Origin of the sequence: Pontibacillus yanchengensis (assembly GCF_009856295.1) — a bacterium.
GTDB classification, from domain to species: domain Bacteria; phylum Bacillota; class Bacilli; order Bacillales; family BH030062; genus Pontibacillus; species Pontibacillus yanchengensis_A.
In genome coordinates, this window is the sequence record NZ_WMEU01000004.1 from 463,138 (window position 1) to 488,724 (window position 25,587).

A 25,587-nucleotide genomic window follows, 5' to 3' on the forward strand; every position below is an offset into this window, starting at 1 on the left:
CTAGTAAGAATGATAGGGAGGTTGAATGAATGCTTGAAGTGACTCGTGCTACAGAGTATGACCTGGAGACATTCACAACGTTTTTCGGAGAACATGCCAATCAGCTAACAGAGCAACAACAATTATATACGTATGGACACTATGTGGAAATTCATCATGAGAAAAAAGGATTCTTTGCCCTAGTGCCTGTGGATAACCATACCTACTGGCTACGGACTTTGTACTTAACGCCTGATATGAATCCAAATTTTATCTTAACCTTGTTCGAAGTGCTTCATGCTTACATTGAGGAAAATGGAATGGAGAATGTCTATGTCCATTGCCACCAGCCAGCGCTGCGCACATTATTAGAAGCTCAACAATTTACAGAAGTTGATGATGCAGCAGTTCCTCAACAACTTGAAGCTCCAGTTGATATTGGCGGTTGGTGGAAACTCTGTCAAAACGTGAAAAAATAAACAACTTATTCACAATTGTGGATAAATGTTGTGTATAACTTGTGTATCTATGTGGGTAACCCCCCTGCTTATTCACATATGAATATAAAGGAAACCTTATTTTCTAAATTTGCAATAGAAAATAGGGTTTTTCTATTGTCCGGGTACTATAAAAATGTTGGGTTGTGTATAACTTCATAAGTATAGATGCGACGTCCAGCGACCAACAAACTTCCTGCACCTCCTTACGATAAGTCAACATCGGATCGCTTGCGCTCTTCATGTTTCCTTTATCTCCTACGGACTTAGGGGGAAGTTCTGGGTTGAAGGCAATCCACATTCTTTGGGCCGCAGCATATACGTCGCTAACCGGGCTCCTTCGCTTTTGCCACGTCCAGCTCCAGCGACTAGTATGCTTCTCTCGAATGGGCTATACATATCCTTTACACATAAAAAAGCATACAGAGTCTCCTCTGTATGCTTTACCTACAAGTTGTATGATCTTGGTGATAGCTGTTTAAACTACTTTTGCTTCGTACGTTACTTCAATATTACCTTCAGTAGCTTTGGAATAAGGGCATACGTTTCGTGCTTTTTCCACAAGCTCGTCTGCTTTGGCTTGGTCAACGCCCTTCATTTCTGCTGTTAAGTGAACAGCTAGTTTAAAGCCTTCTGGATTGTCTTTCCCAATATGAACTTGGGATGTAATAGTAGATTCAATGTTCTCGCCGTTTTGGTCCGCTACTAGGTTTAGCGCTCCATCAAAGCATGCGGAGAATCCACTTGCGAAAAGTTGTTCAGGGTTTGTGCCATTGCCTCCTGAACCTCCTAATTCTTGTGGTACGGAAAGGTTAAGGTCGACTTTATTATCTGAAGTTGATACGTTCCCTTCACGACCACCTTGTGCTGTTGCTTGTGCAGTATAAAGTGCTTTCATGATTTGTAGCCTCCTTCACTGTAATTAAGCTCACATTCATTTGTTTACCCACATGTTGTGAAAAATACGCATCATTTTTTCTATGGATATGTTGAAAAGGTAAGATATGGGCGTGTTCCTATACTTGAAGTTCGGGATAGATAAGGTTCATAATGAAGTATAGATTGTGAAGAAAGGGTGCTCTACAGATGGGTACATACGAAACGAAATTTTGGAACGTAGATGAACATCATATGGATCATAGCAATGAATATATTCTAGAAGCGGCTTCTCTTCTTAAGAAGCAGGAAGTTGTCGCATTTCCTACCGAGACCGTTTATGGGCTAGGAGCAGACGCGACGAGTGAAACGGCTGTCGAACGGATTTTTGCAGCAAAAGGTCGCCCTGCTGATAATTCGCTTATTGTCCATTTAGCAAATAAAGAGCAAATCAAAGAAGTAGTAGAGGAAATTCCAGATCTTGCGCACCCGCTTATTGAGCGTTTTTTACCGGGGCCTTTGACGCTTATTTTCAAAAGTAATGGGAGTTGTGCTCGTAATGTGACAGCTGGTTTACCCACTGTAGCGGTGCGCATTCCCGATCATCCTGTTGCCAAAGCACTACTGGAGGCTTGTGGGCTTCCGTTAGCAGCACCAAGTGCCAACAGGTCAGGGCGACCAAGTCCTACATCTGCTCAACATGTGTATAAAGATTTGTATGGTCGTGTGGCAGGAATTGTGGATGGAGGTGCGACAGGCGTTGGTCTCGAATCGACTGTCCTCGATTGTACGGGGGAAGTACCGGTCATTCTTCGTCCTGGTGGTGTGACGAAGCAAGATCTTGAGGCTGTCATAGGAGATGTGGAAGTAGATTCAGCTTTGGATAATGATCAAAGTCAGCCTAAATCTCCTGGGATGAAATATACACATTATGCCCCTGAAGCCCCGCTATGGCTAATTGAAGGAAATCTTTCCTTCTTTCAACATCAAATTGATGAACAACAGCGAAATGGGAAAAGAGTGGGTGTGATAGCTAGCGAGGAGCATGCCTCCTCACTATCAGCCGATCAAGTTCAAACGTGTGGGTCCATGCAGGATCTACGCCAAGTAGCTGAACAACTGTATCACTCCTTGCGTGTATTTGATCCAGAAAAAATTGATGTGATTCTATGCGAGACTTTTCCGAAAGAAGGCATGGGTGAGGCGGTAATGAACCGTTTATCCAAAGCTGCTACACAAAAAATTAGTCAACCTTAACGAAGTGTTCCCTTCTAATTCCAGCTTGGACTGCATAGGATGAATTAGCATGTCCAAGGGGGAGTAGGAATGGGTTCGATTCCTTTAGTAGGAGAGATTATTACATTATCCTTAATGGCATTAGCCTTAGGAATGGATGCGTTCTCAGTCGGATTAGGGATGGGGATGATCCCTTTACGATTACGTAGAATAGCTATCATTGGGTTTACAGTCGGTATTTTTCATATCATTATGCCATTTTCCGGAATGGTGTTAGGCCGTTTTCTTTCCAACCAATTAGGCGCCTTCACTACTATGGGAGGCGGAGCCTTATTGATTATTTTAGGCGTGCAAATGTTCAGATCCTCCTTCACAAAGGATGATGAACCTGCTTTAACACCAATTGGATTTGGTTTACTTGTATTCGCATTAAGTGTTAGTTTGGATAGTTTCTCGGTTGGACTAAGTTTAGGGATGTTTGGCGTAAGAACAGTATTGACGTTGCTATTGTTCGGCACTGCCAGCATGCTGTTAACATGGATAGGCTTGTTATTAGGGCGTAAGGTCCAAGGGTTATTAGGTACATACAGTGAAATGCTAGGAGGAAGCATCCTTTGTGGGTTTGGTTTACAACTGATCTTTGGGTGAATACTCGTTAAAGAGCTTGGAAATGATTACATTTCCGGGCTCTTTTTTAATGTCTTTTTACACTATTATTGAATGTCTCGTGTTCCGCGCCATTGCAGTAATATTGTTTTTAGGAGTTAATTTTTGATTGTTTAACAAAACACAAATAGTGGTAGGGGTATATTGTGAGGGGTAAGGATATAAATGGAATGAGTGCAAAACAGATAGTATGGAAAGCTTGAAGAAGAAAAGGAAATGCTCGATAAGCTTGATGTAGAGCGAGGTGCTAAATCCATGGATATTGCATTTTTACTAACGATTTTTGTCATTGGACTCATTGGATCCTTCGTGTCTGGTTTAGTAGGCATTGGAGGAGCGATAGTGAATTATCCTATGTTGTTGTACATCCCACCATTACTAGGTTTTGATGGGTTTAGTGCTCATACTGCAGCAGGTGTTGTAGCAGTCCAGGTTCTTATTGCTTCGTTTGGAGGAGTTCTTGGATACCGTAAAGGGAACTATCTTCATAAACCACTCATTTTTACCATGGGCGTAGCTGTGCTTGTTGGTAGTTTAATTGGTGGTTTTGGAGCAACGTATTTATCAGAACAGACAATTAATTTTGTCTATGGAATGTTAGCACTTATTGCTGTGGTGATGATGTTTGTGCCAACTAGTGATGAAGCTACTAGCATAGAGAACATTACTTTTTCGAAGCCAATTGCAGCGGTATCAGCATTTGTGGTAGGCATCGGAGCAGGGATTGTAGGTGCAGGAGGCGCATTTTTACTTGTCCCTATTATGTTGGTCTTATTGCATATACCAACTAGGATAACCATAGCTTCATCATTGGCTATTACCTTCATCTCCTCGATTGGTGCCGTTACAGGAAAACTATTTTCTGGAGATGTTCCGCTCCTGCCAGCATTGGTAATAGCTGTAGCGAGTATCATTACCTCACAATTAGGTGCGAAAGCCGGTAAAACCGTAAATACGAAGGTATTGCAAATCATTTTAGCTGTATTAATTATAGGTACTGCGATTAAAGTATGGACAGATATTTTATTCTAATCTAGGAAATTATAAAATTGTTTGCAGTGCACAACTTAATAAGTTAAAAAGGCCACGTCCATATCCAGCGCCCAGCAAATTTCCTGCCCTTCCTTACGATAAGTCAACATCGGATCGCTACCGCTCTCCGTGTTTCCTTTATCTCATACGGATTCAGGGAAGTTCGGTTAAAATCGCTGCGTCACGCAGCAACATCGAACCAACCCACGTCCTGTGGACAGCAGTTTGTACGTCGCTAGACGGGCGTTTGCGCCTTTCTTTATTAAAAATCTTTAGATTAATGGAGGTATTAACATGGCATTACAACCGTTAACAGTTAAAGAATTAGCACAAAAGATTCTAGCAGGAGAAGAAGTGTTTATACTTGATATTCGAAAAGAAGAGGACTATAGTGATTGGGCTATCCAAGGGCGTAACGTACGTAGTTTAAATGTTCCTTATAAGCAACTGGAAAATGGCGTAGAAGACGTGAAGGAACAACTTCCAGAAGATAAGAATATCTATGTCGTTTGTGCGAAAGGCATTTCATCGCAAAAAGCCGTTACAATGCTTGAAGAAGCAGGAGTCCAAAACATCACTCACCTTGAAGGTGGAATGACAGCTTGGAGTGAGCACCTTGAACCGATGAAAATTGGTGATTTAACCAATGGTGGTGAACTCTATCAATTTATACGAATCGGTAAAGGATGTCTGTCCTATATGGTCATTGCTAATGGCGAAGCAGCGGTAGTAGATCCCGTGCGTATGATTGATACGTACAAGCAATTTGCCAGCGATAAAAATGTAGAGATTAAATATGTACTAGACACTCATCTCCACGCAGATCATATTTCAGGTGGTAAAACATTAGCGGATCAAACAAACGCAGCCTATTACTTCCCGCCGAAAGATGATGAAGGATTAACATTTGATTATAAAAAGATGGAAAATGGAGCAGAAGTCATTGTGGGAGACGCTGTTAACATCGAAGCTTTCTATTCACCAGGGCATACAAGTGGTAGTACAAGCTATATCGTCGATCAAACGTACTTGATGACAGGAGATATCTTGTTCGTTGAATCCATCGGTCGTCCTGATTTAGCTGGGAAAGCAGAAGATTGGGTCGATGATTTACGCGAAACCCTCTATGAACGATATCAAAAAGTTGAACAAGACCTCATTGTCCTTCCAGCCCATTTCGGAAAAATGGAAGAAATCAATGAAGACGGTACCGTTCATGCCAAATTAAATGAACTTTATCAAAAAAATGATCGACTAAATGTACAAGATGAACAAGAGTTCAAACATCTTGTTACAGATAATCTTCCACCACAACCAAACAGTCACGACGAAATTCGCAAAACCAATATGGGGCAAAAGAATCCTGATCAAGATGAACGCCGCGAAATGGAAGTAGGTCCAAATCGCTGCGCAGTTTAAGCGAATAGTTAAGATGATTATTGTAAGTGGAGAGCCAGGGCGTGGAGCCCTGGCTTTATTTGTATGGGAGTGGGGGGGATGGAGCGGGAGGTCGCTCCTGATTTCGAAATGCTGCCACGGACGGGGCGGTCGCTCCTATATTAGAAATCTCGCTCCTGATTTTCATGAGTTGCTCCTATTTTTCATTTCTTGCTCGGAAAGCAGGGAAAGTCGCTCCAGAGCTATTCTATCTAGGCCTCTGTCTGGGCCAAAGGCTTGACACTCGGCAGGTTTTCTTTGTGTTATAATAAGAGCTGAAGGATAATTTCGGAGGGTCTGACATGAAGAAGATACTATTTGTTTGCACAGGGAATACATGCCGTAGTCCTATGGCAGAAGCATTACTGAAGGAAAAACATCCTGAGGTTGAAGTGAAGTCCGCCGGCTTATTTGCTCATAAAGGAGCTCGTCTGTCCAAAGGATCTGAAGATGTATTAAAAGCACGTGGGATAGATGTCAATCATGCCTCTCAACCTATTTCGCCAGAGGTCATGAGGTGGGCTGATTTAACCTTAACGATGACGAAGGAGCACAAGCAGCGGCTAATAATGGAGTATCCTAATTATGAGCCTTTTATTTTTACGTTGAAAGAATACGTTATAAATAATGAAGAGGATCAATGGGAACAACTAAAGCAAGCTTACTCGACGCTGGAGGATAAAAAGGCTGTATTCCTACAAAAAAATGCGAATAAATACGAAGACCAGCAAGCTATGGAAAAAGCATTACATGATCATTTAAAAGAAGAAATCGAACTCATAAAAGAAATAGAGGCCAACCAACCCAATATCGATATTTCTGACCCCTTTGGCGGGGAGTTATCCGTCTATGAACAAACGCTATTAGAAATTGAAAAACATATTGAACTTCTTATCAAAAAGATAGACAATAAGTGAAGATAAGAATATGAAAAGCTATTGGGGGAAGTAGAAGGTGAAGAAGAGGTATCGATTTAGTCTCCGTCTTAAATTAGTGTTGTTTATCTCTATTTTGGCGGTGATTACATACTCGACAAGCGCTTTGTTTATTTATGTGCTTTATGATTGGATTCAACAACACATAGGTCTCCCTGAAATGACGTTTACGATTATTACGTTAGGATTGGGAGTGCTTTGGTCAGGCATCTTAGCTTATTTTGCAGCCGGTTTTATAACGAAGCCATTGCATCAATTAGAAACAGCTGCAGCCCTAGCAGCCGAGGGACAAATTAGTGACGAGGTGTTTGTTTCAAAATCAGATGATGAAATTCGTTCATTAGGGACGGCCTTCGAAACGATGATGGCGAATTTACGAGATATGGTACATAACATTGATCAAAATTTTGAAGAAACAAATCAGTCCGTAACAGACATTAAGCGAGCAGCAGACAAGGCATCTCAGCAAGCGCAACTGATCGGCGATACCATTCAAGAAATCTCGCAAGGAGCCGAGACCTCTTCCATCGCAATTCAAAATACGGCAGAATCAATTGATGAATCCACGCAACTTGCTACTCAAGTTCAAGAAAAGGCGCAACATTCTCATCAGTTATCCAACCATATGCTGTCGACACTAGAAGACGGGAAAAAGACGATTCATTCGTTGGTTTCTGGTATTCAAAACATATCCAAAGAACAAGAGGTATCCTTAGAAGCCGTTGAACGCTTAGAAACAAATGCTAAAAAAGTAGAAGATATTATTTCTCTTGTTGGAGATATTGCAGAACAAACGAATTTGTTAGCTTTGAATGCATCCATTGAAGCGGCGCGTGCCGGGGAACAAGGAAAAGGGTTTGCAGTGGTAGCAGAAGAAGTGAGAAAATTAGCAGATGAGAGTGCGAAAGCTGTACAAGGTATTTCAGACTTGATTACAAATATGCAGACAGACGTAACTAACGTCGTAAGTCAAATTAAAGAGCAAGTCCAATTTGCTAGAACAGAAGCGGACAAAGGGGAAGAAACCAATCAGGCGATTGCTACCATGTCCACCTCAGTGAACGAAATGGCGACATCCGTCACCGAAATTACAAGCTTAGTCGATCATCAGCTGAGCTTGCTGCAGGCCACATCTCAGCAATCGCAGGAAGTATCCGCTATTGCAGAAGAAACATCAGCAGGTACTCAACAAGTGAACGCATCTGTACAAGAACAAGCAAATGTAATCAAAGAAATTGATCGAATTTCATATGAACTCTCTGATCAAGCGCAAAAACTAAAGCAACATATCCATCGCTTTAGTATTTAAAGAATAAAGAAGAGGTGAAAAAGTCATGAAAGTGATTTTAGCGTCAGACCATGGTGGAGTAAATATTCGTAAAGAAGTAGCAGAAGTATTGGAAGAAATGAATATTTCCTATGAGGATATTGGCTGTGATTGTGAAGGTTCTGTCGATTATCCAGACTACGCTATTCCAGCTGCAGAACGTGTAGCGAGTGGCGAGTTTGATAGAGGAATTTTAATTTGCGGAACAGGTATTGGTATGTCCATTTCCGCGAACAAAGTAAAAGGCATACGTTGTGCACTCGTTCATGATGTATTTACTGCAAAAGTAACAAGAGAGCATAACGATTCCAACGTGCTAACAATGGGAGAACGTGTCATTGGCCCAGGGCTTGCGCGTGAGATTGCAAAAACATGGCTAGAAGCTGAATTTGAAGGTGGTCGCCACGCAAATCGTGTTGGCAAAATCACCGAATATGAAGCATAATAGCAGTAATGAGTAAATGGATAAAAGGAGGAGGAACATGCGCTGTAATCTTCTCCTTTTTTTATAAGTGGTTTCGATGAAACATTTTTGCAAAGGAGGATGGTCCATTTTGACTTTGGAAAATATTCAACAGCATTGTAAGGCCATCGTCGACGAGTGGATTGAGGGAAATCGTTTAGCAAAGGGAAAACTTTTTGTTATAGGATGTTCAACGAGTGAAATAGCCGGTGAACGGATTGGAACCTCAGGAAGCGAAGAAATTGCTGAGATTTTGTTCAAGGAACTATCTCGATTAAAAGAAGCAACAGGTGTTCAGTTAGCATTCCAAGGTTGTGAGCATATTAATCGCACACTTGTTGTGGAACAAGAAGTAGCCGAGCGATGCCAGCTTGAAGTGGTATCTGTTATTCCAGTTCGAAAAGCAGGCGGTTCTATGGCAGCATATGCCTACCAACACTTTGCGAATCCAGTCGTCGTGGAAGCTATTCGTGCCGACGCAGGAATCGACATAGGAGATACCTTTATTGGAATGCATTTAAAACATGTAGCCGTACCTGTTCGATTATCCCAAAAAACTCTTGGTCATGCGCATGTTACATCAGCGACGACCCGTCCAAAGTTAATCGGAGGAGAACGAGCAGTGTATGACAATAAACAAGCAAAATCCGTGACCTGTGAGTAATAGGATGCGGCAATGATTGTAAAGGGGGAGCCAAAAATGAAACACGTACAACAAGTGGATCCAGAAATGTTAGAAGCCATTAACTTAGAAAAAGGTCGCCAGCAGGATAAGATTGAACTTATTGCTTCAGAGAACTTCGTATCAGAGGCTGTTATGGAAGCACAAGGTTCTGTGCTTACCAATAAATATGCAGAAGGTTATCCAGGCCGTCGTTACTATGGTGGTTGTGAGTATGTAGATATCGCCGAAAACCTTGCACGTGATCGCGCAAAGCAATTGTTCAATGCAGATCATGCTAATGTGCAGCCACACTCAGGGGCGCAGGCGAACATGGCTGTCTACTTTACAGCTCTAGAACCAGGCGACACCGTACTAGGTATGAACCTTAGTCATGGTGGTCACTTAACACATGGTAGTGGCGTAAACTTCAGTGGTAAGCTATATAATTTCGTAGATTACGGTGTAGATGAAGAAACAGAAGTCATTGATTATGAGGTTGTACGTGAAAAAGCAAAAGAGGTGCAACCAAAAATGATCGTTGCTGGGGCAAGTGCCTATTCCCGTGTGATTGACTTTGCTAAATTCAAGGAAATTGCGGATGAAGTCGGAGCATATTTAATGGTCGACATGGCACACATCGCAGGACTTGTAGCCACAGGTGTTCACCCTAATCCAGTACCTTACGCAGACTTCGTTACCACAACAACGCATAAAACACTACGTGGTCCTCGTGGTGGTATGATTCTGTGCAAGGAGGAATACGCTAAGAAAATTGATAAAAACGTATTCCCAGGTCTACAAGGTGGACCACTAATGCATGTTATCGCGGCCAAGGGTGTAAGCTTCAAGGAAGCCCTTCAAGATGACTTTAAACAGTACAGCCAACAAATCGTGGACAACGCTAAACGTCTTGGCGAAGCCTTGCAAAAAGAGGGTGTACGTCTTGTGTCAGGTGGTACAGACAATCACTTGTTATTACTAGACCTTCGTCCTCTAAACCTAACCGGTAAAGTTGCCGAAAAAGCACTAGATGACATCGGCATCACAACAAACAAAAATACCATTCCATTTGATCCGGAAGGTCCATTTGTAACAAGTGGTCTTCGTATCGGAACAGCAGCCGTAACATCTAGAGACTTCAAAAGCGAAGAAATGGATGAAATTGCATCCATCATCGCCTTCACGCTAAACAATCATGAAGACGAAGCAAAACTAGACGAAGCAAGACAACGTGTACAAGAACTAACGAGCCAATTCCCGATGTATCAAACGGTATAATGAAGGATAGAGTGCCCCTCAGGAGTGAGGGGTACTTTTTTTATTGTCTAGGAAATTTTATGAAATCCAATTCTTGTGTATAACTAAAAAAGTGATGTGGACACGTTCAGCTCCAGCTCCCAGCAACTAGTTTGCTTCCCTACGATAAGTTAACACCGAATCTGGTGTTTCCTTTATCTCCTACTGACTAAGGGGAAGTTCAATTAAAATCGCTGCATCGTGCAGCAACATCGAACCAACCCACGTCGTGATACGTCACTAATCGGGCGCCCTGAGCTTTTGTTCTATTTTTATAAGTGAAGAATTTTGGGTCATGGATGTCTAGCTCCATACCTTAGCGAACGCCTCTATCTCAACTTTTTACAACTTCAGAAAAAAACATGAGACCTTTTAACTATTTTCGCTTGTGTTTTGTAAGATAATCCTGCATAATTAGTTGCACAATAATTGTACAAAAGTTAAACGAACTGATGAGGTGAACATATGAATTTATTAATGAGAAAGCAAAAGAAACCCCGTTTTACGGCCGATTTGCAGTATAGTCAAAATGTTGACCATATCCGTACCAACGAAGAGGATCTCGATCAACGATTGAAATATATGCATCTAACAAAAGACCAATTAACTAGATTACAAGAAGTAAAACCTGTCGTGCTTGAACTGACGGATGAACTATTGGATAACGTATTAGAACACTTGTACAAGCACCCTACACTAAAAGATATCGCTCATGCCCATACGTCAAATGATAAGTTGAAGAAGGTGTTCATTCGTTATTTTGATAGTATATTTTCTGGAGAAATTGATGAAGCGTATATGGAGCTTCGTAAGCGCATTGGTAGTACACACAATGGCGTGCAGCTTCCAATTGCTTGGTTTTTAGCAACGTATTCTGCACTTAGTTCTTTACTTATCCCTAAAGTAGTTGAACTGTACCAGGACGAGCCAGCTAAACTTAGTGACACCTTGGTAGCTGTGCAAAACATCCTAAATTTAGATGCTCAATTAGTGGTGGATTATTACCTTCAAGTTCGAATCAATGAAATCGAACAAGCGAACCATAAGAACGAGCTTTTACGACAAGAGTTAGTAACCATTAGTCAAGAAGTTGCAGCATCGGTTCAACAAACGGATGCATCGATGGACGAAACGTCACAGAAGGCGGACAATATTCTTGCCGAAACGGAAAAAACACAAAAAAGCAGCAAGAATCTTATCATGCTTACGGATCAAAACGATAAGAAAGTGCAGGAAATGATTGATTCCTTCCAGGAAGTACTCGATGAATTTAATAACAGTATGCAAACAATGGAAAAGTTGGAAGAAATATCTAAAGAAATTACATCTATCACAAAAAATATTGAGGACATCTCTGATCAGACAAACTTGTTAGCCTTGAATGCCTCTATAGAAGCGGCTCGAGCAGGGGAAAGCGGAAAAGGGTTTGCAGTTGTAGCCGAGGAGGTTCGTAAATTAGCAGAGAACTCAAAACAAATGAGCAATCAGATTAAAAATAAAACCGTTGAGAGCAACACAAACATCGAAGAACTACTTTCATCCATGCAAAATATGAATCAATCCACAGCGCGTTCTCAAAGCGATATGAAACAAGTGACAAACGGACTTACGACAGTTCGTATGGAGATGGATCAATACATTGATATGTTTGGACGCAATAAACAAGACTTAGACACCATTGTGGATGCGATCCGTGACATTAATAGTACAACCGATAGCCTCTCCGCCTTATCACAAACCCTACTTACTAAAGCAGACCAGTAAGCGATATTCAACATAAGTTAAATATGAACCAGTCCACTATACATCCACGAAGCCAACCGCCGCATCCTACTACATAAATTGTAGAGGAAGATGGCGGTTTATTTTTTGGGGATGAAGGTGCTGGAGCTCGGTGCTTCTGAGTGATTTTCAGCAAATAGGAGCGAAATCCTCGAAATAGGGGTGAGAATTAAAATATAGGAGCGACCGCCTGCCCCGCGCATCCATCATGCAGCAATGAGGCATGCCAAATCGTTGCGATGAAGAGGGAGGCTCTGGAGCGACATTCCCTGCTTTCGGAGCGAGAAACGAAAAAATAGGAGCGACATTTCGAGAATTGGAGCAACTTTTCAAATATAAGAGCGACAGCCCCAACCACAGTGTGTGCATCAGACAGTAAGGAATTTAATCAGATACTCGATGAAGGTTCCGTTTCAGGGTATACTGAAGAAAGAGATTAAAGGACCATCCTTGAAACATAGGCAATTATTCAGTACAATTTCAAGGATGCAAACTATTCATAAAGGAGAGATTGGCTCATGGGTAAGGTACACGTTTTAGATCACCCTCTCATTCAACACAAATTAACTTACATACGAAAGACAGAAACAGGTACAAAAGACTTTCGTGAGTTAGTAGATGAAGTTGCGACGCTAATGGCTTTTGAAATCACTCGTGATTTGCCACTAGAAGAAGTGCAAATTCAGACACCTGTATCAGAAGCAACTGCTAAAGTACTTGCTGGTAAGAAACTAGGGATCGTTCCAATTTTACGTGCAGGACTAGGTATGGTAGATGGCATGTTAAATTTAATTCCTGCTGCAAAAGTAGGGCATGTTGGATTATATCGTGACCCTGAAACATTGAAGCCAGTTGAATATTATGTGAAGCTTCCAAGTGACATTGAAGAACGTGAACTGATTGTAATCGATCCGATGCTCGCAACAGGAGGATCTGCGAACGAAGCAATCGAATCCTTGAAAAAGCGCGGCGCAAAGCAAATCCGTTTGATGTGTCTAGTAGCTGCTCCTGAAGGGGTAGAAGAAGTTCATCAAGAACATCCAGATGTAGATATTTATCTTGCAGCACTTGATGAGAAGCTAAACGAAAAAGGGTACATCGTCCCAGGTCTTGGTGACGCAGGCGACCGCCTATTTGGAACAAAATAACGTCGAATTTGGAGTGAATGACATGAGCCAGCCCATTAAGGTGATGACGATTTTTGGGACAAGGCCGGAAGCGATAAAAATGGCTCCACTTGTACTTGAACTCAAAAAACGTTCAGACCAATTCGAACCAATTGTTACGGTAACTGCTCAGCACCGTGAAATGCTAGACCAGGTGCTTTCGATTTTTGGGGTAGAGCCGGACTACGATTTAAATATTATGAAAGCCCGTCAAACCTTAGCTCAGATTACAACGAGAGCTATGGAAGGATTAGACGAGGTAATGAAAGAAACGAAGCCGGACATGGTGTTAGTCCATGGAGATACGACAACTACGTTTGCGGCAAGTCTTGCAGCATTCTACAATCAGATTCCGGTAGGACACGTCGAAGCAGGCTTACGTACGTGGGATAAGTATTCTCCATTCCCTGAAGAAATGAATCGACAGCTAACAGGCGTAATGGCAGATTTACACTTCACACCAACGAACCAGTCAAAACAGAATTTGCTGGATGAAAATAAACCTGAAGACCGTATTTTTGTAACAGGAAACACAGCTATTGATGCCCTGAAGACTACGGTGAAAGATGATTATACTCATGACATTTTGAAAAAAGCAGAGGACAAGCGCCTCGTCTTGGTTACAGCCCACCGTCGTGAAAACCTTGGTGATAAAATGCGCCAAATGTTTAGTGCCATCAAGCGTTTAGTTGATACGCATGAGGATGTAGAAGTGGTGTATCCGGTACACTTGAATCCTGTTGTCCAGGAAACAGCAAACGAAATTTTAGGTAATGATGATCGCATTCATCTCATCCAACCACTGGATGTCATCGACTTCCACAACTTTGCGTCACGATCGCATTTAATCCTTACTGACAGCGGTGGTGTTCAAGAAGAAGCACCATCCCTTGGCGTACCTGTACTCGTATTACGAGATACCACCGAACGTCCAGAAGGCATTAAAGCCGGCACCCTGAAGCTAGCTGGAACGGACGAAGACAATATCTTCTCCATGGCAAACGAGATTCTTTCAAACGACGAAGCCTTTGAAAGCATGTCCAAAGCCTCCAACCCATACGGAGACGGAGAAGCCTCCAGCCGTATTTGTGAAGCAATCCGTTATTTTTACAACCATATAGAAGAACGACCATCACCATTCACAACAAAAGACGACTAAACTTTAAAGCAGAAGCGCCCTATTAGCGACGTATAGACTGTCCGACTCCGTATGAGATAAAGGAAACACGAAGAGCAAAGCTAATCGATGTTGACTTATCGTAAGGAGGATAAGGAAGTCTACTAGTCGCTGGCCGCAGTAGCGCTTCAGATGAAAAGCAGGGACTCGAATCCCTGCTTTTTTTTGTGCAACTCTTGGAGTTGGTATTTACCTTATGCTCTCTCCGGATAGCGAAATGCTCTCTTCCCAATCAGTTATGCTCTCTCTGGATAGCGATATGATCTCTTCCCAATCGCATATGCTCTCTCGTCATCCTAATCCATTACCTAATCCTTGTTTTAACCAGATTATCTCGACTCAAATCATATAGCCTTCTCGAAAAAAACGCATCGCAAATCCATTCCTCATGTATGAAAATGCTCATCTCATCAAACGATATAGGAAAAGAAGGGCGGCATGAGTATGTGGATTCGGATTATGATTATTTGCATGTGTTTAGTAGCTGTGCTGCCTTTGAGTACGTATGCAATAGGGGAAGAAAAGTCCATCATTATTGAAGTAGAAGATGATGTGAGAAAGTGGGAGCAACATATTAAAACCTACTATCCCCGTCTAGAGGTCGTTCATATATACGACAAATTGCTGCAGGGGATTGCGCTTAAAGGGGAGGTACGGGATTTAGAACGATTAGAGAAAGCGGAATTTATAAAAAATCATTTTCCTGTTCAATCCTATGAAGTTCACATCGATGAAAGTGTTCCTTTTATCCTTGAGGAGGACCAGCGAATTGGGGAAGTTTCTTATACTGGTGAAGGGGTGAAGGTAGGGGTCATTGATACTGGTATCGATTATGAACATCCTGATTTAAAAGTGAATTATCGCGGCGGGTATGATGTTGTAGATTTGGATGAAGATCCTATGGAGACAACTCAAGAGCAAGGAGAGCCAACGGTACATGGTACGCATGTAGCGGGTATTATTGGGGCTAATGGCAAGATAAAAGGAATTGCTCCTGATGCTGAATTATATGGTTATCGTGCGCTAGGACCTGGTGGTACGGGTACATCCGTCCACGTGATTGCTGCAATCGAGCAGGCAGTTGAAGACGGGATGGATATCATCAATCTATCACTTGGTAATACCGTAAACGGTCCAGATTGGCCTACAAGCTTGGCAGTGAATAAAGCAGTCGAGATGGGAGTGGCAATGGTCATATCTGGAGGTAACTCAGGACCAGAACATTGGACTGTTGGATCACCTGCAACCGCAACAAATGCTATTGCTGTGGGAGCCTCTACGCCACCGCTAAAACTTCCATACCTATATGACACTCTGAAAAGAAAAGCAATTCAACTGACGCCAATGGTTGGGTCTGTCCCTTGGGATCTTACGAAAAAATATGAAATGGTAGATGGCGGTCTCGGAAAAAAACCTCAGGCATCTATGAAACAAAAACTGGTGCTTATAGAACGTGGCGAGATTCCTTTTACCCAAAAAGCAAAAATAGCCGAGCAATCAGGAGCTATTGGAGTTTTGATTTATAACAATGAAGAAGGTGCTTTTCAAGGAGGGATAGAACAAGAAATATCGATTCCAGTAACCGCATTATCTCAAGAAGATGGTAAGTGGCTAAAAAAACACATCGTTGATAAAGGTCATTGGATCGATACAAAATATGTTACACAAGTTGATACAGTAGCACCTTTTAGTTCCAAAGGTCCTGTTACGTGGAACTGGGATATTAAACCGGATATCATGGCACCAGGTGTCGCCATAAAAAGTACAGTTCCTGGCGGATACATGGAACTACAAGGAACGAGTATGGCGTCCCCGCATGTAGCCGGGGCACTTGCTTTACTAAAAGAAGCACACCCTAATTGGGGACCTGCAGAACTAAAGGCTGCCCTTCTGTCAACTGCATTGCCAGTGCAAGAAGAAGGGGAAAACGTCTCACCAATCGCTCAAGGCATGGGGCGTATGCAGCCATTAGAGGCATTAAATCCTAGCTCGTTCATATACGATGGCCGCTTAGCATTTGGTCGTGTGCTGGAACATAAAGAGAAACGAACTGTCCGAATAACGATTGAAAATAAACGAAATGAACCACAACGTTACGTTTTCACACCACCTAAGTCCATCTTAGGGCTACGGTTTCAAATACCGCTAACGTTTACCCTGCAGCCCAACGAAAAAAAATCTGTACCTATATCTGTCACCGTCAATCAGGAAAAATTAAAAGGGGATAAACAATATGTAGAGGGATGGCTTACAGTCGAGGATAACCACCGCAAATATGAACTGCCATACTTAATCCTCACAAAAGAAACAGAATTTCCAAGAGCAATGGGCCTCGAACTAACGTTAAAGCCATTTACAAAAGAAGAGTATCAATATCAAGTCTATTTACCACTCGCAGCAGATGAACTAGAAATCGACTTGTACAATCCAGATACGTTACGATATGTTCGACCACTAATCGATACAAAAAATGTAGAACGAGGCGTGCTAAAAGGAACGTTGACCAAAGAGCAAGCGGGCGAACCGGGCATCTATTTAGCTGTGTTAACCCTAAAGAGAGACGACATCACGCAAACGTTTGAGACTCCTGTCCTGATTGGAACAGAATATCCATGATAGATGGACAAATGCTGACATTTTTCCCATAAAAAAGACATCGCCAATACCTGAGCGTGGTAAATGGCGATGTCTTTATTTACAGTAAATTTGAGGCTTACATGTCTAACTCCCGCGTCCAGCGACTGGTGTATTTCCCTCGTCTCCTTATGATAAGTTAACATCGTATCACCTCGCGTTCTTCGTGTTTTCTTTATCTTCTAGGGATTCAAGGGAAGTTCGATTAAAATCGCTACATCACGTAGCCATAGAACCAACCCCCGTCCTTTGGGCAGCAGTTTGTACGTCGGTAGCAGGACGCTTGCGCTTTTGTTTTTACAATATATTAGAAAAGATTAACAACAGAAATGTCCAAAAAAGCTTTGATTTGTTTATGGGTTTTGTGTACAATTTTAAATGAGTTTGAGTTTGTGAAAAGGTGAATTTGTGGAAACTCTGTCTAGCATTACTGGTAATCTAGTAATCATTTTTGCAAGCTCTTTGTAGAAAATTTCATTTTTTTTACATTGGTTACTTTTCCTCACATCTGCATTGACAATAGAATACCCCTATTGTATGCTAATTTAGTGTGGAATGATAAGGTTTTCATAATTCGACATTTTTTCAGAAATCTATGAAAACTCGATTGGAGCGGTTTTCGTGGCAGCTGATCAAAATCCTTTTAAAGCAATGGCATTAACGAGTGGCATTCTGTCACAATTAGCCGGTTGTACATTAGTAGGAATTTTTTTTGGGCGTTGGCTCGATAACCACTTTACCACATCACCACTATTTTTAATCCTAGGTTTATTTGCAGGATTAGCCGCAGGTACATACGGAACCATTCATTTGGTGCGGAAATACACAGGAGAAGATTGACATGCCAGAACAATTCCAGACCATGATGACTCGCCAAAGAAAATGGATGCTATACCTTCTCGCTTTACTAGTACTGGGATGGGGGTTTTTACCGTATCAACACATTTTCCTCGGACTGATTCTAGGAGCATTATTTAGCTTTTTCAACCTCTGGCTCATGCACCGAAAAGTTAACCACATCGGACAGGCTGCATCAGAAAATAGAACCGGACGAGCGCTTGGTTCATTTTCACGTTTTGCCGCTGGAGGTCTAGCCATTCTCATCGCACTTCGATTTAATCAACATTTCCATCTAATCGCAGTAGTAATTGGATTAATGACAACTTATGTTGTTATTATGATAGAATTTCTTTTTTCTAAACTTAGAGACTAGCTTAAGGAAGAGAGGTGAATAAGTTGGATCACGAAAATCCATATGCGTTGGATGTCTTTGGGATACCATGGTTAGACTTTAATCTATCTACTATCCTAATGGTAACCATCGCCTCAATTATTGTGTTCATCTTAGGGGTTGCATCCTCCAGAAGTTTGCAGCGAAAACCAAGAGGAATGCAAAACTTCATGGAGTGGATCATTGATTTCGTAAAAGGAATCATTGGAAGCACCATGGATTGGAGAACAGGGAAATTGTTTTTACCTTTAGGGTTAACATTACTCACCTACATTTTTATCTCCAATATGCTAGGGGTCGTCACCATGGTCGTTGTTGATCATACGCTTTGGTGGAAATCCCCAACATCAGATGCAGGGATCACCTTAACGCTAGCCACTTTGGTTGTCGTTTTATCCCACTATTATGGTATTAAACTGAAAGGTATGAATGAGTACGGGAAAGATTTCTTACGCCCGATGCCTTTCTTATTTCCGCTAAAGATTATCGAGGAATTTGCGAATACGCTTACATTAGGCCTTCGTTTGTTCGGTAACATTTACGCGGGTGAAATTCTACTAGGGTTACTTGCAAGTTTAATGGCAAGCGGAGTAGGAGGCTTCTTAGGTGGAGCTATTCCAATGCTAGCTTGGCAAGGCTTTAGTACATTTGTGGGTGCCATCCAGGCGTTCATTTTCACTATGTTAACAATGGTGTATATGTCTCACAAAGTGAGCGAAGACCATTAAAAATTAAATAAATATTAATAATCTATTTTTTTCATATCTAAGAGGAGGAATTTAATCATGGGTTTATTAGCAGCTGCAATTGCAGTAGGTTTAGCGGCACTAGGTGCTGGTATTGGTAACGGTCTTATCGTGAGTCGTACAGTTGAAGGGATTGCGCGTCAACCAGAATTACGTAGTGCACTACAAACAACAATGTTCATCGGTGTTGCACTAGTTGAGGCAGTACCAATCATTGGCGTTGTTATCGCATTTATCGTAATGGGTCAATAAGCACGCTAGAATGTAAGATGGCGAAGGTCGTCCAATAGAATCTTCGCCATTCCTTATACCTTTTAAGAAAATGTTATACAGAAACCATAGAAAAACTTCGACAGTTGCCTATCAATGGCAATATGCCGGGTTTTTCTAATGTAAAGCCTGTTACAGATAAGTGTGAAAGGAGTGTAGGCTGTGCAATCATTAGCTGGTATGCTAGTGCTCGGAGCTGGAGGCGGCGAAGGGTTACTAGTTGGAGATATGCTTTTCCAGTTGGTTATGTTTATTGTGTTACTTGTTCTTCTACGTATCTTTGCTTGGACACCATTAATGAATGTCATGAAAGAGCGTGAAGATCACATTGCGAACGAAATCGATACGGCTGAGAAAAACCGCCAGGATGCAGAGCGTATGTCTCAGGAAGCTCAAGAAGAGTTGAAAAAGACACGCCAAGAAGCGCATCAAATTATCGAGGAAGCAAGAAAGACAGCGAAAGAGCAGGAGCAAGAGATCCTAAACTCAGCACGTGCTGAAGGCGATCGTATTAAAGAATCAGCTCGTGAAGAAATCGAAGCTGAAAAAGATAAAGCAATTCAAGCACTTCAAGATCATGTTGCTAGCTTGTCCGTTCAAATTGCTAGTAAGGTAATTGAGAAGGAATTAAGTGAGCAAGATCAAGAACAACTAATCAATGAATACATGAAAGAGTTAGGGGAAGAGCGATGAGTAATGAAGTCGTAGGTAAACGCTATGCAACTGCTCTTTTTCAACTCGGACAAGAACATTCAAAGCTTGAAAAACTCGAAGAAGAACTTCGCACGATTCGCGAAGTCTTCCGTTCTAATAATCAATTAATGGATTTCCTTAAGCATCCCCGCATTGAGCAGAATAAGAAGAAACAGCTACTTCATGAAGCGTTTCAAGGGTATTCTACAGAAGTGACACACACATTAGACCTTCTAATGGATCGTCACCGTGAAGCCGTTATTCTAACAATGGTAGATGAGTTCATTAAATTGAACAACGATGCACGCGGGATTGCAGAGGCAGAAGTCTACTCTGTTCGTACATTGAGTCAAGACGAAGAACAATCTATACAAGACGTCTTTACAAAAAAGCTCAACAAAAACACCCTTCGCATTCACAACATTGTAGATCCATCCATCCTTGGCGGCTTAAAGCTGAAGATTGGAAACCGCATTTATGATGGTAGTGTGAGTGGTAAGTTAGAGCGTATGGAACGGAAATTGGTTTCTGCAAACAAATGATGATAGGGGTGAAATTGCATGAGCATCAAAGCTGAAGAGATCAGTTCGCTGATTAAGCAGCAAATTGAAAACTATGATTCTGAAATTGAAGTCAACGATGTAGGTACTGTTATCCAGGTTGGTGACGGTATTGCTCGTGCGCATGGCCTTGATAACGTCATGTCAGGTGAGCTAGTTGAATTTGCTAATGGTGTCATGGGAATGGCACAAAACCTTGAAGAAAATAACGTAGGTATTATTATTCTTGGTGAATTTACAGAGATCCGTGAAGGCGATGAAGTACGCCGTACAGGTCGTATCATGCAGGTTCCAGTAGGGGATGAACTACTAGGTCGTGTTGTAAACCCACTAGGACAACCTGTTGATGGTAGAGGACCAACTGAAACAACGAAAACACGTCCAATCGAGTCTCCTGCACCAGGAGTTATGGACCGTAAATCCGTTGATGAACCACTACAAACAGGTGTTAAAGCAATTGATGCACTTGTTCCAATTGGCCGTGGTCAGCGTGAGTTAATCATCGGTGACCGCCAAACTGGTAAAACATCCGTTGCACTAGATACAATCTTGAACCAGAAGGACCAAGATATGATCTGTATTTATGTTGCGATTGGTCAGAAGGAATCCACTGTACGTAGTACGGTTGAAACCCTTCGTAAGCATGGAGCACTAGATTACACAATCGTTGTAACAGCGAGTGCTTCCCAGCCAGCACCACTATTATACCTAGCGCCATATGCAGGTGTATCCATGGGTGAAGAGTTCATGTATAACGGTAAGCACGTACTTGTTGTGTATGATGACCTTACAAAACAAGCAGCAGCATACCGTGAACTTTCCTTATTATTACGCCGTCCTCCAGGCCGTGAAGCATTCCCTGGTGACGTATTCTACCTTCACTCTCGCCTTCTAGAGCGTGCAGCGAAGCTAAGTGATGACAAAGGTGGCGGTTCCTTAACGGCGCTTCCATTCATCGAAACGCAAGCAGGTGACATTTCTGCTTATATCCCAACAAACGTAATTTCCATTACAGACGGACAGATTTTCTTACAATCTGACTTGTTCTTCTCAGGTGTACGCCCAGCGATTAACGCAGGACAGTCCGTATCTCGTGTTGGTGGTTCCGCGCAGATCAAAGCCATGAAGAAGGTAGCAGGTACACTTCGTCTGGACCTTGCATCTTTCCGTGAGCTAGAAGCCTTCGCGCAGTTCGGTTCTGACCTTGATAAAGCGACGCAAGCGAAACTAAACCGTGGTGCCCGTACAGTTGAAGTACTAAAACAGGGACTTCATAAACCACTTGCAGTTGAGAAGCAGGTTGCGATTATCTATGCACTTGTAAATGGATATTTAGATGATATTCCAGTAGCTGATATCCAACGTTTTGAATCAGAACTTCAAGATTGGATCGGCAAAAATAAATCTGAACTTTATGACCAGATTCGCAGTACTGGTAAGCTTCCAGAAAAGGATGACTTCAATAGTGCTGTTGAAGAATTCAAGAAAACATTTGTTGTTTCTGAATAAGTACATGTAGCAAGAGGAAGCAACCTTTGCAGAAAGGGTGGTGAAACAGCGTGGCATCCCTTAGAGATATAAAATCACGGATTACATCCACTAAGAAAACGAAACAGATTACAAAAGCGATGGAAATGGTCTCTGCATCAAAGCTGAATAAAGCGGAGCAAAACGCAAAAGCGTTTAATCCGTACATGGAGAAAATTCAGGAAGTAGTGGCATCTATCGCAAACGGTGGTGTAGATGTTGATCATCCAATGTTGAAAAGTCGTCCAGTGAAGAAGACAGGATACATTGTAATCACATCTGACCGTGGTCTTGCAGGGGCATATAACAGTAGCGTACTTCGCACCGTAAACCGTCATATTCATGAGCGTCATAGCTCTAAGGATGAATATACGGTTATACCGATGGGACGTATCGGACGGGATTTCTTTGCGAAGCGCAATATGCCAATTGAATCCGAAATTACTGGGCTTGCTGACCAGCCTGACTTTGCGGATATTAAAGATATCGCAAGTGAAGCTGTTCAGCTTTACTCAGACGAAACAATTGATGAGCTTTACATTTATTACAATCACTATGTAAGTGCTATTACACAAGAAGTAAGAGGCACTAAATTGCTCCCACTAACCAATATTTCGACTGAAGCAACGCAACCAAAGAGCGCATATGAATATGAGCCAGACCAAGATACCATACTGAAGGCTCTTTTACCTCAGTATGCAGAAAGCTTGATTTATGGCGCGCTAGTTGATGGGAAAGCAAGTGAACACGCTGCTCGTATGACAGCGATGAAAGCTGCTACAGATAATGCTGATGAGTTAATTGATGACCTTACGTTGTCTTATAACCGAGCTCGTCAAGCTGCCATTACCCAAGAAATTACCGAAATTGTCGGCGGAGCTGCAGCCTTAGAATAGGTATTGGGAAGAACGTAATGAAAGTAAGTTAGGAGGGAAATCCATGAGCAAAGGACGCATTACACAGGTAATGGGACCAGTTGTTGACGTGCAATTTGAAAGTGGGCATCTCCCAGAAATCAATAACGCGTTAACTGTCCGTTACGATGCGCAAAACGAATCCGAAGTAAGCGTTGATGTCACGCTTGAAGTGGCACTACACCTAGGTGATGACGCGGTTCGTACCGTAGCAATGGCATCTACAGAAGGACTTGTTCGTGGCCTAGACGTAGTAGATACAGGTGCAGCGATTTCCGTACCAGTAGGAGAAGCAACACTAGGCCGTGTATTTAATGTATTAGGTAACAATATTGATCTTGATGAGCCATTAGGTGAAGACGTTCGCCGTGATCCAATTCACCGTTCGGCTCCAGTATTCGAAAATCTAGCAACAGAAACCGAAATTCTTGAAACAGGAATTAAGGTTGTAGACTTACTTGCTCCTTATATCAAAGGTGGTAAGATCGGTCTATTTGGTGGTGCCGGTGTTGGTAAAACGGTACTAATCCAGGAGCTAATCAACAACATCGCCCAAGAGCACGGTGGTATTTCCGTATTCGCAGGTGTAGGTGAGCGTACCCGTGAAGGTAACGACCTATACTGGGAAATGACGGATTCTGGCGTTATCAAGAAAACAGCGATGGTGTTTGGTCAGATGAACGAGCCACCAGGAGCTCGTATGCGTGTAGCACTTTCTGGTCTTACAATGGCGGAATACTTCCGTGATGAAGAAGGTCAGGACGTACTATTCTTTATCGATAACATCTTCCGTTTCACACAGGGTGGTCTTGAGGTGTCCGCACTTCTTGGACGTATGCCATCAGCCGTTGGTTATCAGCCAACACTAGCGACAGAGATGGGTCAATTACAGGAGCGTATCACATCTACTGATAAAGGTTCCGTAACCTCTATCCAGGCGATTTACGTACCTGCCGATGACTATACAGACCCTGCACCAGCAACAACATTCGCACACTTAGATGCGACAACAAACCTAGAGCGTAAACTTTCTGAGATGGGTATCTACCCAGCAGTGGATCCACTTGCATCCACATCTCGTGCTCTTGACGCAGCCGTAGTAGGGGAAGAACACTACGACGTAGCTCGTCAGGTGCAAAGTACGCTACAGCGTTACAAAGAACTACAAGATATTATTGCTATCTTAGGTATGGACGAGCTTTCTGACGAGGACAAGCAAACTGTATCCCGTGCTCGCCGTATCCAGTTCTTCTTATCTCAGAACTTCCACGTAGCTGAGCAGTTCACAGGTCAAAAAGGTTCTTACGTTCCTGTATCTGAAACTGTTAAAGGCTTCAAAGAGATTCTTGACGGTAAATATGACGATCTTCCAGAAGATGCATTCCGTCTTGTAGGTCGTATTGAAGACGTAGTTGAAAAAGCCAAAACAATGGAACAATAAGCAAATGCTAGAGTAAAAACGCCCGTTTAGCGATGTATGGATGTAATGGACCTTACTGCAAAAAGTTAACTCGATGACCGTTAGAGAAGCGATGTTGACTTGTAAAGGAGTAATCCTCTAGTCGCTGGGCGTTGATACGAAATGTGGCTCTATGTCACATCATAGCATTTACTACAGCGTCTAATTCGAATATTACTTAGACATGGGGGTTAAGCGACATTTGCTGATGCATATGTCGCTTCATTCCAGCCCAAGGGGGGTTAAACTTGAAAACACTAACTGTGAGTGTTGTCACTCCTGATGGCCCGGTTTTAGAAGATTCGTTCGAAATGGTAAGTTGTAAGTCGGAGAATGGGGAACTGGGTATCTTGCCTGGACACATCCCACTCGTGGCTCCATTAACGATAAGCGGTGTACGCCTTAAAGGTGGCGAACAATCATCGGAGCTTATTGCTGTTAGTGGTGGTTTTCTAGAAGTTCGACCTGAAAAGGTAACGATTCTAGCGGAATCAGCTGAACGTCCTTCCGATATCGACCTAGAGCGAGCTCAACGAGCAAAAGAGCGGGCAGAACGACGCCTACAAACGAAACAAGATGACATTGATTTCAAACGGGCAGAACTAGCACTCAAACGTGCACTAAACCGTTTAGACCTGAAGCAAGGTTCATAAACAAAAAGCCTTAGCACTACCGGACGCGGTAGCGCTAAGGCTTTTTTGTGTTGTTTGAATCTATTACTGGCTTTTCAGGAGAGTGAGCTGTGAAATTGGGAGCTGGAGCAGATATGCGGAGTAGGGAATGGCGGATAACAGAAAGAGAGTGACGGATAACGGGAGGAAAATAGAGAATAAAAGTAGGAAGTAAAGCATAACTAAGGCAAGAAGCAGATAACAAAAAGAATTGAGCGGGAAAGAGGGAGATACCCACGTATCTCGCCCGAGAACCTGCGCATATCCGAGCTAAACCCACGCATATCGCCCGAGAACCCACGCGAATCCTCCCAGCCCCTGCCCCCACCAAGCCCACCCAGATTTATCC

Annotated in this window: 25 protein-coding genes; 24 read left to right on the forward strand and 1 reads right to left on the reverse strand. The window is 42.4% G+C overall.

The window, feature by feature from the left end:
• Positions 1-29: 29 nt before the first annotated feature.
• Entirely contained in the window at positions 30-458 is a 429-nt protein-coding gene (locus GLW08_RS14700) for a hypothetical protein (protein ID WP_160849386.1), read from the forward strand.
• A gap of 496 nt (positions 459-954) precedes the next feature.
• Here the strand turns inward: GLW08_RS14700 and GLW08_RS14705 are convergent, their stop codons facing one another.
• The gene (locus GLW08_RS14705) at positions 955-1,374 is read right to left on the reverse strand and encodes an organic hydroperoxide resistance protein (protein ID WP_160849387.1); all 420 of its coding nucleotides are present in this window, start codon (positions 1,372-1,374) and stop codon (positions 955-957) included.
• A gap of 188 nt (positions 1,375-1,562) precedes the next feature.
• On the opposite strand from GLW08_RS14705, the gene GLW08_RS14710 reads away from it, so the two are divergent.
• The 23 genes from GLW08_RS14710 to GLW08_RS14820 all read left to right on the forward strand — a co-directional run bounded on the left by GLW08_RS14710 (position 1,563) and on the right by GLW08_RS14820 (position 25,220).
• The gene (locus GLW08_RS14710; RefSeq protein WP_160849388.1) at positions 1,563-2,609 is read left to right on the forward strand and encodes an L-threonylcarbamoyladenylate synthase; all 1,047 of its coding nucleotides are present in this window, start codon (positions 1,563-1,565) and stop codon (positions 2,607-2,609) included.
• Positions 2,610-2,678: 69 nt separating this feature from the next.
• The gene (locus tag GLW08_RS14715; protein ID WP_160849389.1) at positions 2,679-3,236 is read left to right on the forward strand and encodes a manganese efflux pump MntP family protein; all 558 of its coding nucleotides are present in this window, start codon (positions 2,679-2,681) and stop codon (positions 3,234-3,236) included.
• Positions 3,237-3,509: 273 nt separating this feature from the next.
• Positions 3,510-4,286, forward strand: a complete 777-nt coding sequence (locus GLW08_RS14720; protein ID WP_160849432.1) for a sulfite exporter TauE/SafE family protein — start codon at positions 3,510-3,512, stop codon at positions 4,284-4,286.
• Positions 4,287-4,580: 294 nt separating this feature from the next.
• Positions 4,581-5,705, forward strand: a complete 1,125-nt coding sequence (locus tag GLW08_RS14725) for an MBL fold metallo-hydrolase (RefSeq protein WP_160849390.1) — start codon at positions 4,581-4,583, stop codon at positions 5,703-5,705.
• Between the two features lie 320 nt (positions 5,706-6,025).
• On the forward strand, positions 6,026-6,640 hold the full coding sequence (locus GLW08_RS14730) for a low molecular weight protein arginine phosphatase (protein WP_160849391.1): 615 nt from the start codon (positions 6,026-6,028) through the stop codon (positions 6,638-6,640).
• Positions 6,641-6,677: 37 nt separating this feature from the next.
• On the forward strand, positions 6,678-7,967 hold the full coding sequence (locus GLW08_RS14735; protein ID WP_160849392.1) for a methyl-accepting chemotaxis protein: 1,290 nt from the start codon (positions 6,678-6,680) through the stop codon (positions 7,965-7,967).
• Positions 7,968-7,992: 25 nt separating this feature from the next.
• On the forward strand, positions 7,993-8,430 hold the full coding sequence (gene rpiB / locus GLW08_RS14740) for a ribose 5-phosphate isomerase B (protein WP_160849393.1): 438 nt from the start codon (positions 7,993-7,995) through the stop codon (positions 8,428-8,430).
• A 115-nt stretch (positions 8,431-8,545) separates the two neighbouring features.
• Positions 8,546-9,112, forward strand: coding sequence for a TIGR01440 family protein (locus tag GLW08_RS14745; RefSeq protein WP_202410187.1), 567 nt, complete (start codon positions 8,546-8,548; stop codon positions 9,110-9,112).
• Positions 9,113-9,148: 36 nt separating this feature from the next.
• Positions 9,149-10,390 (forward strand): serine hydroxymethyltransferase, encoded by a 1,242-nt coding sequence (glyA, locus tag GLW08_RS14750; protein ID WP_160849395.1) that lies wholly within the window; start codon positions 9,149-9,151, stop codon positions 10,388-10,390.
• A 483-nt stretch (positions 10,391-10,873) separates the two neighbouring features.
• Complete coding sequence (locus GLW08_RS14755; protein WP_160849396.1) at positions 10,874-12,172, forward strand: globin-coupled sensor protein; 1,299 nt, start codon at positions 10,874-10,876, stop codon at positions 12,170-12,172.
• Positions 12,173-12,708: 536 nt separating this feature from the next.
• Positions 12,709-13,338: a uracil phosphoribosyltransferase gene (upp, locus tag GLW08_RS14760; RefSeq protein WP_160849397.1), complete on the forward strand. Its 630-nt coding sequence runs from the start codon at positions 12,709-12,711 to the stop codon at positions 13,336-13,338.
• 22 nt (positions 13,339-13,360) lie between these two features.
• Positions 13,361-14,515 (forward strand): non-hydrolyzing UDP-N-acetylglucosamine 2-epimerase, encoded by a 1,155-nt coding sequence (gene wecB, locus GLW08_RS14765; RefSeq protein WP_160849398.1) that lies wholly within the window; start codon positions 13,361-13,363, stop codon positions 14,513-14,515.
• A gap of 456 nt (positions 14,516-14,971) precedes the next feature.
• Positions 14,972-17,149: a S8 family serine peptidase gene (locus GLW08_RS14770; RefSeq protein ID WP_272917090.1), complete on the forward strand. Its 2,178-nt coding sequence runs from the start codon at positions 14,972-14,974 to the stop codon at positions 17,147-17,149.
• A 639-nt stretch (positions 17,150-17,788) separates the two neighbouring features.
• Entirely contained in the window at positions 17,789-18,007 is a 219-nt protein-coding gene (locus GLW08_RS14775; protein ID WP_337193944.1) for an AtpZ/AtpI family protein, read from the forward strand.
• A 1-nt stretch (position 18,008) separates the two neighbouring features.
• On the forward strand, positions 18,009-18,380 hold the full coding sequence (locus GLW08_RS14780) for an ATP synthase subunit I (RefSeq protein WP_036821306.1): 372 nt from the start codon (positions 18,009-18,011) through the stop codon (positions 18,378-18,380).
• A gap of 23 nt (positions 18,381-18,403) precedes the next feature.
• Positions 18,404-19,126: a F0F1 ATP synthase subunit A gene (atpB, locus tag GLW08_RS14785; RefSeq protein ID WP_160849399.1), complete on the forward strand. Its 723-nt coding sequence runs from the start codon at positions 18,404-18,406 to the stop codon at positions 19,124-19,126.
• A gap of 57 nt (positions 19,127-19,183) precedes the next feature.
• Positions 19,184-19,396: a F0F1 ATP synthase subunit C gene (atpE, locus tag GLW08_RS14790; RefSeq protein WP_026799008.1), complete on the forward strand. Its 213-nt coding sequence runs from the start codon at positions 19,184-19,186 to the stop codon at positions 19,394-19,396.
• A gap of 198 nt (positions 19,397-19,594) precedes the next feature.
• Positions 19,595-20,107 carry a F0F1 ATP synthase subunit B gene (gene atpF / locus GLW08_RS14795; RefSeq protein ID WP_160849435.1) on the forward strand — a complete coding sequence of 171 codons (513 nt, stop codon included), beginning with the start codon at positions 19,595-19,597 and terminating at the stop codon, positions 20,105-20,107.
• Entirely contained in the window at positions 20,104-20,649 is a 546-nt protein-coding gene (locus GLW08_RS14800; protein ID WP_160849400.1) for a F0F1 ATP synthase subunit delta, read from the forward strand. The genes atpF and GLW08_RS14800 overlap by 4 nt, the downstream gene beginning before the upstream one ends.
• Positions 20,650-20,667: 18 nt before the next feature.
• Positions 20,668-22,176, forward strand: a complete 1,509-nt coding sequence (gene atpA / locus GLW08_RS14805; protein WP_160849401.1) for a F0F1 ATP synthase subunit alpha — start codon at positions 20,668-20,670, stop codon at positions 22,174-22,176.
• A gap of 50 nt (positions 22,177-22,226) precedes the next feature.
• Positions 22,227-23,090, forward strand: a complete 864-nt coding sequence (locus GLW08_RS14810; RefSeq protein WP_160849402.1) for a F0F1 ATP synthase subunit gamma — start codon at positions 22,227-22,229, stop codon at positions 23,088-23,090.
• A 43-nt stretch (positions 23,091-23,133) separates the two neighbouring features.
• Positions 23,134-24,549 carry a F0F1 ATP synthase subunit beta gene (gene atpD / locus GLW08_RS14815; RefSeq protein WP_160849403.1) on the forward strand — a complete coding sequence of 472 codons (1,416 nt, stop codon included), beginning with the start codon at positions 23,134-23,136 and terminating at the stop codon, positions 24,547-24,549.
• Positions 24,550-24,815: 266 nt separating this feature from the next.
• Positions 24,816-25,220, forward strand: coding sequence for a F0F1 ATP synthase subunit epsilon (locus GLW08_RS14820; RefSeq protein ID WP_036821283.1), 405 nt, complete (start codon positions 24,816-24,818; stop codon positions 25,218-25,220).
• The last annotated feature ends 367 nt before the right edge of the window (positions 25,221-25,587 follow it).